Source organism: Arthrobacter sp. 18067, assembly GCF_902706295.1.
In the GTDB taxonomy this organism is placed as follows: domain Bacteria; phylum Actinomycetota; class Actinomycetes; order Actinomycetales; family Micrococcaceae; genus Arthrobacter.
The window spans coordinates 100,128-112,046 of record NZ_CACSJJ010000014.1 but is presented as its reverse complement, the minus strand read 5'-3'; the positions used below and the strand labels follow the sequence as shown (position 1 = coordinate 112,046).

At 61.8% G+C, this 11,919-nt stretch carries 13 protein-coding genes; 6 read left to right on the top strand and 7 right to left on the bottom strand.

Annotation, left to right across the window (positions count from 1 at the left end; translation table 11 throughout):
- Positions 1-76 precede the first annotated feature (76 nt).
- From GVL04_RS14880 to GVL04_RS14870, 3 genes are read right to left on the bottom strand one after another with little or no spacing between them, the layout of a single operon-like run.
- Complete coding sequence (locus GVL04_RS14880) at positions 77-973, bottom strand: phosphotransferase family protein (protein WP_159705930.1); 897 nt, start codon at positions 971-973, stop codon at positions 77-79.
- A gap of 7 nt (positions 974-980) precedes the next feature.
- The gene (locus GVL04_RS14875; RefSeq protein WP_159705928.1) at positions 981-1,235 is read right to left on the bottom strand and encodes a hypothetical protein; all 255 of its coding nucleotides are present in this window, start codon (positions 1,233-1,235) and stop codon (positions 981-983) included.
- Between the two features lie 36 nt (positions 1,236-1,271).
- Positions 1,272-1,856, bottom strand: a complete 585-nt coding sequence (locus GVL04_RS14870) for a dTMP kinase (protein ID WP_159705926.1) — start codon at positions 1,854-1,856, stop codon at positions 1,272-1,274.
- A 149-nt stretch (positions 1,857-2,005) separates the two neighbouring features.
- Here GVL04_RS14870 and GVL04_RS14865 point away from each other — a divergent pair, with 149 nt between their 5' ends.
- Positions 2,006-3,193: an epoxide hydrolase family protein gene (locus GVL04_RS14865; protein WP_159705924.1), complete on the top strand. Its 1,188-nt coding sequence runs from the start codon at positions 2,006-2,008 to the stop codon at positions 3,191-3,193.
- A 17-nt stretch (positions 3,194-3,210) separates the two neighbouring features.
- Here GVL04_RS14865 and GVL04_RS14860 read toward each other — a convergent pair whose 3' ends face one another.
- Together GVL04_RS14860 and GVL04_RS14855 are read right to left on the bottom strand one after the other, a co-directional pair.
- On the bottom strand, positions 3,211-4,044 hold the full coding sequence (locus GVL04_RS14860) for an enoyl-CoA hydratase/isomerase family protein (protein WP_159705922.1): 834 nt from the start codon (positions 4,042-4,044) through the stop codon (positions 3,211-3,213).
- Positions 4,041-5,276, bottom strand: coding sequence for a CaiB/BaiF CoA-transferase family protein (locus tag GVL04_RS14855; protein ID WP_159705920.1), 1,236 nt, complete (start codon positions 5,274-5,276; stop codon positions 4,041-4,043). Before GVL04_RS14855 ends, GVL04_RS14860 begins: the two co-directional genes overlap by 4 nt.
- A 129-nt stretch (positions 5,277-5,405) precedes the next feature.
- Here GVL04_RS14855 and GVL04_RS14850 point away from each other — a divergent pair, with 129 nt between their 5' ends.
- From GVL04_RS14850 to GVL04_RS14825, 5 genes are all read left to right on the top strand, one after another.
- Positions 5,406-6,170: an IclR family transcriptional regulator gene (locus GVL04_RS14850; protein ID WP_159705919.1), complete on the top strand. Its 765-nt coding sequence runs from the start codon at positions 5,406-5,408 to the stop codon at positions 6,168-6,170.
- Between the two features lie 387 nt (positions 6,171-6,557).
- Complete coding sequence (locus GVL04_RS14845) at positions 6,558-6,821, top strand: hypothetical protein (RefSeq protein ID WP_159705917.1); 264 nt, start codon at positions 6,558-6,560, stop codon at positions 6,819-6,821.
- 401 nt (positions 6,822-7,222) lie between these two features.
- The gene (locus GVL04_RS14835; protein WP_159705913.1) at positions 7,223-7,678 is read left to right on the top strand and encodes a hypothetical protein; all 456 of its coding nucleotides are present in this window, start codon (positions 7,223-7,225) and stop codon (positions 7,676-7,678) included.
- Positions 7,679-7,792: 114 nt separating this feature from the next.
- The gene (locus tag GVL04_RS14830; protein WP_159705911.1) at positions 7,793-8,296 is read left to right on the top strand and encodes an SRPBCC family protein; all 504 of its coding nucleotides are present in this window, start codon (positions 7,793-7,795) and stop codon (positions 8,294-8,296) included.
- 135 nt (positions 8,297-8,431) lie between these two features.
- Positions 8,432-9,958 (top strand): CYTH and CHAD domain-containing protein, encoded by a 1,527-nt coding sequence (locus tag GVL04_RS14825; RefSeq protein ID WP_159705909.1) that lies wholly within the window; start codon positions 8,432-8,434, stop codon positions 9,956-9,958.
- Positions 9,959-10,008: 50 nt separating this feature from the next.
- Here GVL04_RS14825 and GVL04_RS14820 read toward each other — a convergent pair whose 3' ends face one another.
- Positions 10,009-10,845 (bottom strand): alpha/beta fold hydrolase, encoded by an 837-nt coding sequence (locus GVL04_RS14820; RefSeq protein ID WP_159705907.1) that lies wholly within the window; start codon positions 10,843-10,845, stop codon positions 10,009-10,011.
- Between the two features lie 73 nt (positions 10,846-10,918).
- Positions 10,919-11,917: an aldo/keto reductase gene (locus tag GVL04_RS14815; protein ID WP_159705905.1), complete on the bottom strand. Its 999-nt coding sequence runs from the start codon at positions 11,915-11,917 to the stop codon at positions 10,919-10,921.
- Positions 11,918-11,919: the final 2 nt, after the last annotated feature.

Below are 11,919 nucleotides of genomic sequence, written 5' to 3'. Positions count from 1 at the left end.
CGGCTGGCCCAACTGGGTGACAGCAAACGCTCCATTGAGGGCTCAGTGGGCCGTTATCTGTTCCTCAGTTTGCTGGTCACAATGCGCCCACCAATGCCCGGATGCGTGACAGAAAGTGCTCGCGCAATTCAGGGTCAGGGGCAAAGGAGTTGAATACGCCTGCAAGCATCACGGCTGCGTCCAGGTTGAACACGGGCGAGGACGCGCCCCCGTTGTCGATGCTTCCGCCGGCATCGGTGTAGCCCTTCAGGAAGGTTGAGTAGTCGAGGCCGTTTTCCCTGATGGCGGAGTACTCCTCGATGCGGGCAATTTCCAGTTCCGGAGGTGCGAAAAGGGCGTTGCTCCAGTCGAAGAGCGAAAGAGGCTGCCCGTTGTGGACCCTGACATTTTGGCGTCGGAGATCCATATGGGTGAGGCATGGCTCGCCGGCGCTGCTTTCCAGTGTCGCCCGCAGCGCCGTCGAAGAAGGCAGATTTGGGAGCGAATGCTGTTTCCGAAGTTCCGTGTATCGTTCGTTGACGCGCTGAGTGATCCGGCCCGCGAGTGCCTTTCCGTCCTGGGCGACCAGCCTGAAATCAGGACAGGGGGCGCTGTGCATTGCAGCAATGACCGAGCCGAGGGCGGCTGAGTCCAGTTCTGAACCGTCGTCGTCGACGACTTCCAAAATCAGGATTGGGAAACCGTCCTGGATCACCAGATCAGTGGCGGCGGCGCCAGGTATACCGTTGCTCGAAGCCCAGCGCGCCAACGCCATTTCCTGACGTTGAAGTGTCTCGGCCAACACGCCCCGATTATTGGCAGTGTTGAATTCGACAGAACGTGGAATTCGGTAGCCCTCCCGGCGGTTTCCGACAGTGGCTTCGTAGAAGAGGAACTCCGTCCCTGCCCCGGCCAACACAACCGAAGTGGCACCACGGCGGGCCGCAAGCGTAGAGGCGATCTCCGCCGTCGTTCTGTCAGTGGACAGGGTCAAAGCCGCCCTAGCCACGGTTGGAATCGGCCTCTGAAGCACCCAGCTGCATGCGCCTGCGGCTACGTCGCGAGCGGATCAATTCGTCGATGCCGACAACCATCGCGGCCACAGCGAAGCCGATGAGCAATGAATAGATGAATCCCACCGGCCGCATGAGAAGCAGGTACGTTCCGAATCCTGAGATGAAGATCAGAAGAGCCCTGCGGTTCTTGACACCCATTAGTTTGCCCCCAATATCGCGACTCAATGCCATGGTCGGCATGGGGGCGAGCCTACCCCGCGAGTGGGATCATGCAAGTCACGCGATGGCCGGTTCCTTGCTGGCCGTGATCACTCGGTTCAATTGGGTCAGCACGTCGCCGGGCGTGCCATTGGCGTCAACCACAACAAAGTCATCGAACTCGGGGAGCGAACGGTATGCCGCACGGAATGCCTGCAGGTCTGCCAATGATTCCTTGTCCGTTCCACGTGCCATGACGCGATCATGGGCAATCTGCGGATCAACATCGAAATGGACCATGAGGTCCGGCGCGGGAAGCTTCTCCAGCAGCCAGGGAATCAACCGCCCGCGACCCAATCCGCTGGCCTGCCGCAGCGCTAGCTGGCAGTGGAGATGCCGGTCCATCACCACCAGTCCGTCGAAATTCCGGGCACGGGCATGACTTACCAGCACGGTGGCCAGACGGACACCGGTCTCTATGAAATCCGCAACCCTGGGCGGCAGACGCCAGCCAAAATGATCGCTCAGGATCGAGAGCCGTTTGCGGGCAGCATGGTTGCTGAGCAGCAGGGCGCCCTGCCCTTCAGCTCGAGCCGATTCGACCAAGGCGCGGGCCGCCGTCGTTTTTCCTGAACCGTCAATTCCCGTCAGAACAATGAGCATGAGGCCTCCCCTCGTCACTATTACAACGCGGCGACTGCCCGGATTGTGCCGGTATGAGGTGCAGGTCACGTTTCCCGGCGAGGCGAACTCCCCAATAATCTCAACAAATAAGGACCGAAAGTGTCCGCATGAAGGAGAAGACTGGATTCATGACAACTTCGGAGATTCGACCTTTCCGTATCGCTATCCCGCAGTCCGAAATCGACGGTTTGCGTCGTCGCCTGACCGAGGCCCGCTACCCGGATCCGCTTCCGGAGTCCGCCTACAACTGGCCCTCACCGGTAGGCGCAGAATGGTCCCGCGGCGTCCCTGATCTTTGGCTGCGCGAGTTGGTTGATTACTGGCGCGATGGTTTCGACTGGCGGGTCATGGAGGAGCGAATTAACGACATACCGCATTTCATGACCGAAGTAGATGGACAACCCATCCACTTCGCGCATGTCCGCTCAAGCAACCGGGATGCCACACCGTTGATCCTCGTTCACGGTTGGCCCGGCTCGTTCCTCGAGTTCCTCCACCTCATTGGTCCGCTGACGGAACCGCAGAACCACGGCGGTGATGTGAAGGACGCCTTCCACGTAGTGATCCCGTCGATCCCAGGCTTTGCCTTCTCCAGCCCGTTGGCCGATGCGGGCTGGGACGATACACGCATTGCAACAGCCTTCGCCGAAGTCATGGCGAGGCTCGGCTACGAGCAGTTCGGCACGCAGGGTGGTGATGCAGGGGCCGGCATCGGCCCGGAAATCGCCCGGGAGGCTCCGGGCCGGGTGATCGGCGTCCACGTCAACGGCACAACGGGACCTTTGCCGGCCCTCCCGCTCAGTGACGATGAACTAGCCGTATTGACGCCCAGGGAACGGCAGGCGATAGGTGATATCCAGCAGTTCATGTGGCAGCAGTTCGGGTACATTTCCGTCCAGTCCACCCGGCCCGGCCTCATCGGCACCATTCTCAGCGACAGCCCCGTGGCCCAACTGGCTTGGATCATGGATAAGTTCCAAGCGTGGACCTGGCCCATCGAAAAGGATGTTCTGCAGATCCTGGACCGGGATGTTCTCCTGGCCAACGTGTCGCTCTACTGGTTTACCCGGACGGCAGGATCTGCCGCGCTGACTGGCTACGCACAGGGCAGCGGTTGGGGTACTTCCAAAGAGCGCACGGCCGTTCCCACGGCTGTCATCAACTTTGCCCATGACTATGCCATCCGCAGCTACGTAGAGAAGGAGAACACCGTGGTCCGCTGGAATGATGTGGACCGGGGAGGCCACTTTGCGGCCCTCGAAGAACCGGAGCTGCTGACCGAGGATATCCGTGCCTTCTTCCGCGGGTTACGTTGACCGCGGGTTACGTTGGCTCAGTCCACAGGCCGCCACGTGAACCGGGGCTGTTCGCGATTCAGGAACGCGCTGATGCCGATCTCCATGTCCGGACTGTCCGGCATGGCGGCCCATGCTTCGGCCCATTCCTGATCGAGGTCCGACTGATCAGTGTCCGTCGCGTCAACCAGCCGCTTCATCGAATGCATGGAGAACCGCGATCGGCTCCGCAGCGAACTGACAAGCGCTGCGCTTTTTTCCTCAAACGACCCGGAAGGTACGACGTCGGCCACCAGGCCAAGTGCCCGGGCCTCGGTTGCGCTGAACGTCCGTCCAGTGAGCAGGATGTACTTTGCGTTGGCGTGGCCCACCAGCCGGACAAGACGTTCCATGCCGGGCCGCGGGTAGATGATTCCGATCTTGGCCGGAGTTAGTCCAATCACGGCGCGCTCATTGGCGATGATGAAGTCACAGGCTGCAGCAATCTGCCAGCCGCCGCCCATACAGGCGCCGTCCACCAACGCCACCGTCGGCTTGGAAAGGGAGGAAATGGCGGCATCGGCGCGACTGAGGTGGTCGATCGACGATCCGTCCGGCTGCTGGTCCACCAGTACCGAAGCAAGCTCGCTGATGGCTGCCCCCGCGCAGAACGTGTCGCCGGCACCACGCAGCACAATGACGGCAACGTCGGGGTCGGCGTCCAGGCGCGGCATCAATTGCTGGAATTCCAAGCACATGGCCCGGGTCAGGGCGTTGCGTTGGGCGAGGTTGCAGATTTCCACAGTGGCCACGCCGTCAGCGATTGAAACGGAGATGCGGCCCGCCCGGGAAGCCTCGGTGCGGGCAGTGCTGGCTGGGGAGATGACAGTCATCGCTGAGCTCCAATTGTTTCCGAGACCTGGGCAGAAGCTGGCCCGCACACAACGCGACCCTCCCGCTCAAGCCGGGTGACGTCGTCGTGCGTCATTCCGCGTTCCAGCAGAACCTCCGCGGTGTGCTCGCCCAACAGGGGCGGCGGTGAGAGGATTTCGCTGGCCTCGCCGTCCAGGCTGAGTGGCCCGCGAAGGAGGGGGAGGGGGGATCCGTCACGCCGCTGGCGCTGCTGCACGAGCCCCAATGCGGCAACCTGCTCCGACGCCAGGGCCTGCGTGTAGTCGTAGATGGGGCCGCAGGGGATGCCGGCCTGGCTGATCAGCGGAACCCACTCGGTTGCGGGCTTCGAAGAAAGTGCTGTCTCAATAAGCTCCGTCAGCTGATCCCTGTTGGCCGAGCGGTCCGCTCCGGTGACGAAACGGGGATCATCTACGGCCGAGGCAATGCCAAGAAGCCCGCAAAAGGCCCGCCATTGCTTGTCGCTGCCCACAGCGATGTTGATGGATTCCGTGGCCGTAGCGAACATGCCGTAGGGCGAGATGACGGGGTGGTTGTTGCCCTGAGGCGTGGGTGCTTCGCCGAGGCTGAGTGCCTTCTGCCCTTGGAAAGCGGAGAGGTTCAGGGCGGTCTCCAGCAAGGAGGTGGACACGCGGCTGGGTCGTTCGCCGTTCCGGGCTCCCAGGAGCGCTGAAACGATGCCGAACGCACAGATCATCCCGGAGGTGATGTCCACGATTGGCACGCCCACACGGTAGGCCGAGCCCGGCCCGGGGCCCGTCACCGACATCAGCCCGGACATGCCCTGGATGACCTGGTCCAGTCCGGCGTCGTCCTTGAGGGGGCCGGTGTTGCCGAAACCTGTGACGGATCCAAGCACGAGGCCCGGGTTGAGCTCTTCCAGCCGTGAAGCTGTGAACCCCATCTTGTCCAACGTACCGGGCTTGAAGTTCTCCACCAGGACGTCGGCGTCGGCGATCAATCCGGAGAGGATGTCGCGGCCCTCTTCCGAATAGAAGTCCAAGCACACGGACACTTTGTTGCGGTTGACGGAGTCGAAATAGAGGCTGTGACCGTCCTGGAACGGAGGCCATTGGCGGGCTGTATCACCCCCGTTGACGCTTTCAACTTTGATGATCCTGGCGCCCATATCGGCGAGGAGGGCTGTGCAATAGGGGCCTGCGAGGGCTCGGCTGAGGTCGATCACGGTGATTCCGCGGAGTGGTTTGAGCATGGTGGGCACCTTTCGTGCGGTGGAAAACTCGCGCTGCTGGCTTCGGTTCACTAGATGAACCGTTGGTTCATTTTGGGAAGTCGCCTGTAATGTAGGGCACTGGGAGTAGTCGGTCAAGCGGGAGGGTGCATGAGTACGCAGAGCGTTGTCACGGCCATCAGGGTGCTGGAGGCCGTCTCGGACAACCAGCCCGCGGGTCTGTCTGAGCTCAGCCGGGAGGTTGATGTGCCCAAGGCAACGGTGCTCCGAATGCTCAGGACGCTGGCCGAATTGGGCTGGGTGGCGCAGTCCGAAGTCCAGGCCAGCAAATGGGTTTTGACCAACCACGCATTCGCCGTTGCCAGCCGGGGGAGCAGCGGCTCGGTTATCCGCGATGCCGCCATGGGCCCGCTGAATGCACTGCAGCTGGACACCACCGAGACGGTGCACTTGGCCGTGCCGGACCGCGGCTACATGCTCATCATCGAACGGCTCGACACCCCGCACGTCCTGAGGGCCTTCCTCCCGCTGGGATCGAGGCTGCCCATGCATGCTTCCTCTACGGGCATGGCCTACTTGTCGGCTGCTGATGAGGCCTTCGTGAACGAATATCTTGCTGGACCCCTTGAAGCGTTGACGCCACAAACAGTTGTGGATCCCCCGCAGCTTCGCGCGATGATCACGGACACCCGGGCCCGCGGGTACTCCATCAACGAGCAAGGGCTCAGTACGGGCATCACCTCGATCGGCGTCCCGCTACTGGGTCCGGGCGGAGTTGCGGCGGGATCCATCTCCATCTCGGGTCCCTCAAGCCGGATTGTTCCGGCCAAGTACCAGGAATACGGAGAGGCTGCTGCCGGAACTGCCCGTGAGATCAGCCGGGCCCTGGGAGCCTTCTCGACCAAGGGATACTAAGTTTCCTGACCAAAATACTTTGCCGCGACCCAAAGGGTGCTTATCATGAGGCTGTGAACGTGCTCCGCCCGGGCAATGGTTCCGTTTGAGCCTTTTTCCGGGTGGGTACTTAAGCGATATGGAGACGTAATTCTCCGATCGGTGCCCGTTGGCATGGGTGGCGCTCCATTAGTGGAGTACCAGCGGACGCCTTCCTGAATAGACAACAGTTATTGAAGGGATGCGTAGCTCAATGAACACACTCTTAATAATCGCGGGTGTTATCGCGATCATCTTGCTTCTGGTCGGCGGTCTCAACCAGGCGCTCAGCTTCTTGCTTTGGGTAGGAATCATCCTGCTTGTGCTGGCCGTGCTGGGCTGGGTTCTGGGCCGCGGGCGGTCTCGCGTATGACAACTGATCCAAGTGAAGTTGCCGGTTTTGACCAGGTTCGCGACGGAACCACGACCCCGGGACATCCCATTCCACGGGACCCGGCAGTTGCTCAGTCGGGCGGCCAGGTTTCTGTAGGTGATGCTTCGTCGGAAAGTCCGGACGACGCCGTCGATGCTGGACCCAGCGAGTCAGCCAACCCGCCTGGGCCGGCGGAAGAAAAGGACGAAAAGACTGCGGACGGCCGTGGTCTGACAACCGAAACCAGTCCCACGGATTGATCGGGCAAAGTGTGGTCGCGGACGGGAAGCAACCCGGTCCGCGGCCACACTTCTTTGTTTGCTGGAGCTTTTGTCAGTATGCTTACTAATAGCTGGGGGTTGTCGGTTCAGCGATTGGGGTAGTGATGCGCGTTGGTTCAATCATTGGGTTGCTTGTGGTCGCGTGGCTCGTCATTGGAGCCGTGGCGGCTGGTCAGCGGGGTTACTTTGGCACCCCGCCGGCGCAATGCTCGCAGTTCGCGACAATCGCCTTGAATATCGTTGCGGGCCCCTTGAATTACACGGGGCTCGATCCCCAAGGTGGCTGTGAAATTCCACAGCCGTCATGACTTGGGCGCGAGGCTGCACCTTATCTCGTTTATCCAAATATTGCTAAGATTACTGATTAATTTCGTTGAAGCATGGACACGCCGCCAGCTGCACTTATAGGTTCGAAGAGATCCATAAACACGTTCACCGCTGAGGAAAGGACAGGTCGCATGGACAAGCAAAATGCCGCACCGGAAGAGGAAGTAGGAGGCTACGGCACTCCTACGGCCGAGCAGGAAGCAGGCGGAGGACAGGCGCAGCCCCGTGTGGAGGAGGACCTCACCGAAGCCGGTTTGAGCCAGGACAGCTCCGACGGCGAGACGTACTCCACGGGCGCTCCCAACCTCAGCCATCTGGATCCGGAAAACTCAGACAGCGCTGGCGAGCCCGGGGCCGGCCGATTCGGCGGGATAGACGAGCAGTCGCACGCCGAGCAATCCTTGCAGCCCGACGGCAATGACGACTCGCTGCCGGACGGCAGTGGAAACGACCTTCCCCAGGAAGAGTCACCCAACGACGATGACGAAGAAAGTTTCGACGCCGGCTAAGAGCTTTGGCTGGCGCGCTAAGACTGGCGCGCCACTGGTTAAGCAGCCAGCTGGCTGGCGCGCCGCCCCGCAGTACTGCATGAGCACCCGAGACACGATCGAAGGAGCGAAATCATGGCTACGGTCAACAAATCAATCGAAGTAGATGTACCCGTATCTGTCGCCTACAACCAATGGACGCAATTCGAGGCCTTTCCCGAGTTTATGAACGGGGTGGAGGCAGTGGAACAGATCGATGAGACGGCCCTCCACTTCTCCACCAATGTGGGCGGTGTGAAGCGCGAATACAACGCCCAGATCATCGAGCAGGTTCCGGACACGCTGGTGAGTTGGGCAAGCGTTGACGGCCCTCGCAACGGTGGCACCGTCCGTTTCGAACCCCTCCAGCCAACCCGCACACGGGTTGACGTGGAGATCGTCTGGGAGCCGGAAGGCCTGGCGGAGAAGGCCGGATCAGCCCTTGGCGTGGACAGCATGCGGGTAGGTGCCGATCTGGACAAATTCAAGAAATTCATCGAAGCGCAGGGGCATGAATCCGGCGCTTGGCGCGGCACTGTGTCCGGAGGCGACGTTGATGACACCGGAGAGTCCACCCGTCCCCGCTCCGTCGATATCTAGCTTGACTCCATCGACATCTAGCGCAGCGCTTCGTCCTGACTCAAACTGGACATAGCACCACGAGATAGGTCCGACGAGGGCCGGCCACATCACGGGCCGGCCCTCCGCCTTACCCGGAAGGGAGTCCTGACAGCCATGGCAACGTCCAGCAACGTGGAAGCCGAGCGGAAATTCGACGCCGAGGAGTCCACTCCGTTGCCAGCACTGGAGAAGATCAGCGGCATCGGAAAGGTTGGCGACCCCGCAAGTCACAGCCTGGAAGCCATCTATTTTGATACGCGCCACTTGTCCCTCGCTGCCCGCGGAATTACGCTCCGACGCAGGACTGGCGGCCTGGATGCCGGCTGGCACCTCAAATTACCCCTCACCCCCGGGAAACGGACCGAGATCCATGCACCCTTGGGCAGTGCCGAGACTGTCCCTGTGGAAATCATGGACCGCGTGCTCGCCTACACCCGCGGGCATGCGGTGGCGGCTATCGCCACTCTCAGTACCGAGCGAACAAGTTATGCTCTGTATGGCAGCGCTGGCGAACGAGTAGCCGAATTCGTGGACGACCACGTCCGTGCGCACGTTGCGATCGGTGAACCCCGGGAGCTGGCGTGGCGTGAGTGGGAAGTCGAACTGGCCGCCCACGACGGAAACGTGGACGACGCCGTGCTGGAGACCTTGGCCGGAAAGCTCTCAGACGCGGGAGCCAAGCCCAGTGAGCGAACGTCCAAGCTTGCCACTGCGTTGGGTGAATCGTGGCCCGCGGCCAACGCATCCGGCCGGGAAATGCCGGGCGGCAAGAGCGCAGCAGTTGTCCCTGTCCTCGATTACCTCGCAACACAAGTGGCCGAGCTACTCCTTCAGGACGCCCATGTGAGGTTGGGCCGGGACGACTCGGTTCATCAGATGCGGTCAATAATCCGCCGCATCAGGTCCGTGCTGCACACGTACCGCAAGCTTTTCGACGCGGTGGCAGCCGCGAACCTCCAGACGGGCTTGAAATCGTTGGCCAAGACCCTGGGCCGGTCCCGGGACACCGAAGTCCTGCACGAACGCCTCAGGAACGATCTTGATGAACTGCCCGGAAAGCTGGTCCTCGGCCCACTGCACGATGAACTCGATCAGCGCATGGCAGTCAGGGCGGACACGGCTATGTCGGCCGTCAGGAAGCGGTTGAACAGCCCCCGCTATTTCCGGCTGCTGGACGAGTTGGAAGACCTCCTCGACGCCCCGCCGTTGACACGCAAGGCAACTAAGAAGGCCACGAAGACCACGGCGAAGCTCGTCAACAAAGCGGCCAAACGGCTGGGCGAACGCCACGACGCAGCGGTACGTGCCGCCGTCGGGCCCCAACGCGACTCGGCGTTTCACGAAGTCCGCAAAGCCGCCAAGAAGCTGCGCTTTGCTGCCGAGGCCGCGCAGAGTGTTCATGGAAAGAGGGCCGCCCGGTTGGGGGAGGCTGCCCACAAGGTCCAGTCGATCCTGGGCGAGCACCAGGACAGTGTGATGGCCCGTGCTGAACTGCTGAGGCTGGGCACGGCGTCGGATGTTGGCAACAGTGCCTTCACCTTCGGACTGCTGCACGCCATGGAACGCAATGCCGCCGATGCTACGGAGCAGGACTACTTGCAGAACGGCGGAAAGGCGCGGAAGCTGCGGCTCAAGAAGTGACAGGCCCGACGCCGTAACAACCGTGCGTCGGGCCCATCAGTGTGGAGCGGCTACTTCTTGAGGAAGCCCAGCAGGGCGTCGTTGATCTCGGTGCCGTGCGTCCAGAGCAGGCCGTGCGGCGCGCCCTCGATTTCCAAGTACTCGGCGCCGGGCAGCGCATCCTTGAAACGCCGTCCGGTGACATCGATGGGCAGGATGTTGTCAGCCGTGCCGTGGACGATCAAGGCCGGCACATCGATCTTGGGGATGTCGGCCCGGAAGTCCGTGAGCCATGTTGGCTGGGCGGCCACCGACGCGAACGCGCCGGATTTGCTGGCGAGATTCCAGCTGGCGTCCACAGCTTCCTGACTGAGGCGTTCCGTGCCCAGGAAGGTGTCGCTGTTATAGAAGTTCTTGAAGAATTCGGTGAAGAAGGCGTAGCGGTCTGCCTTGACTGCCGAGGCAAGGCCGTCGAACACGTCCTGCGGCACTCCGTCCGGGTTGTCATCGGTCTTCAAGAGGAACGGTTCCAGCGAGCCGAGGAAGACTGCCTTGGCAACGCGGGCCGAGCCGTAGGTGCTGATGTAGCGCGCAACTTCGCCGGTGCCCATGGAGAAGCCCACCAGCACGGCGTCGTTCAGGTCCAGGGTGTCCAGGACGGTCTTCAGGTCGGCCGCGAAGGTGTCGTAGTCGTAGCCCTCCGTGGGCTGGCTCGACTTGCCGAAGCCGCGGCGATCGTAGGTGATGACGCGGTAGCCGGCGTCGAGCAGGGCAGCGGTCTGCTTCTCCCAGGATGATCCGTCCAGCGGGTAGCCGTGGATGAGGACAACTGCCTGGCCGTTCCCGTGGTCCTCGTAGTAAAGCTCGATTTCAGTGCTGTTTTCGTTTCCGACGGTGATGTAAGCCAAGACTCAGGTCCCTTCGATGCGGTTCAACACGAACGTTTCCAGCCTACTGTTCTGCGGCGGCTCGGGCACGGGGTTACAGGTTGGTCATCCGTTCGCCGGCCTCGTTGTACCGGCCACCCTCCACCGTGATCTTCGCTGCGGCAGCTTCGATTTCGTCCAGCTCGGCAGGCGAAAGGCTGACGTCGGCCGCGGCCAGGTTTTCTTCGAGCCGGTGCAGTTTCCTTGTGCCGGGAATAGGCACGATCCACGGCTTCTGCGCCAGCAGCCAGGCCAAGGCGACCTGTCCCGGCGTCGCGCCTTTCCGCTGTGCAATTCCGGCGAGCAGGTCCACTACGGCCTGGTTGTTCTGTATGGCCTCCGGGCTGAACCGGGGGATCGTGCTGCGGATGTCGTTGCCGGATTCAAAGGTGGTGGCGGCGTTGATGGTGCCGGTCAGGAATCCTTTGCCCAGCGGGCTGAAGGGAACAAAACCGATCCCCAGCTCTTCGCACACGTCCAGTACTTCTTCCTCGGGGCGGCGCCACCACAACGAATACTCGCTCTGGACGGCAGCCACGGGAAGGACCGCATGTGCCCGGCGGATGGTCCCCGCAGCGGCCTCGGACATACCAAAGTGCTTGACCTTTCCAGCGTCCACCAAGTCCTTGACTGCTCCCGCCACGTCCTCGATGGGCACGTCCGGGTCAACGCGGTGCTGGTAGTAAAGGTCCAGGGCATCCACCCCGAGCCGGCGAAGGGACCCTTCGACTACTTCCTTGATGACCTCGGGACGGCTGGTGACCTTTCCGCTGGGCTTCCGTTCGGCGGGGTCGATGTCCCAGCCGAACTTGGTGGCGATGACTACCTGGTCCTTGAACGGGGCCAGTGCCTCGCCGACGAGTTCCTCATTGGCATACGGTCCGTAGATCTCGGCGGTATCGAAGAACGTCACTCCGCGCTCCACGCCTGTGCGGATCAACGAGATCATCTCGGCACGGTCCGGCCGCTCACTGTATCCGCCGGTCATGCTCATGCATCCCATGCCAATGGCTGAAACTTCCAGGCCGCCGGTGCCAAGCGTGCGCTTTTCCATGG

Excerpts from the sequence above, each read along its gene's own strand:
- GVL04_RS14875 (WP_159705928.1), bottom strand. The coding sequence starts at position 1,235 with ATGCCGACCATGGCATTGAGTCGCGATATTGGGGGCAAACTAATGGGT.
- GVL04_RS14870 (WP_159705926.1), bottom strand. The coding sequence starts at position 1,856 with ATGCTCATTGTTCTGACGGGAATTGACGGTTCAGGAAAAACGACGGCG.
- GVL04_RS14865 (WP_159705924.1), top strand. The coding sequence starts at position 2,006 with ATGACAACTTCGGAGATTCGACCTTTCCGTATCGCTATCCCGCAGTCC.
- GVL04_RS14860 (WP_159705922.1), bottom strand. The coding sequence starts at position 4,044 with ATGACTGTCATCTCCCCAGCCAGCACTGCCCGCACCGAGGCTTCCCGG.
- GVL04_RS14855 (WP_159705920.1), bottom strand. The coding sequence starts at position 5,276 with ATGCTCAAACCACTCCGCGGAATCACCGTGATCGACCTCAGCCGAGCC.
- GVL04_RS14850 (WP_159705919.1), top strand. The coding sequence starts at position 5,406 with ATGAGTACGCAGAGCGTTGTCACGGCCATCAGGGTGCTGGAGGCCGTC.
- GVL04_RS14845 (WP_159705917.1), top strand. The coding sequence starts at position 6,558 with ATGACAACTGATCCAAGTGAAGTTGCCGGTTTTGACCAGGTTCGCGAC.
- GVL04_RS14835 (WP_159705913.1), top strand. The coding sequence starts at position 7,223 with ATGGACACGCCGCCAGCTGCACTTATAGGTTCGAAGAGATCCATAAAC.
- GVL04_RS14830 (WP_159705911.1), top strand. The coding sequence starts at position 7,793 with ATGGCTACGGTCAACAAATCAATCGAAGTAGATGTACCCGTATCTGTC.
- GVL04_RS14825 (WP_159705909.1), top strand. The coding sequence starts at position 8,432 with ATGGCAACGTCCAGCAACGTGGAAGCCGAGCGGAAATTCGACGCCGAG.
- GVL04_RS14815 (WP_159705905.1), bottom strand. The coding sequence starts at position 11,917 with ATGGAAAAGCGCACGCTTGGCACCGGCGGCCTGGAAGTTTCAGCCATT.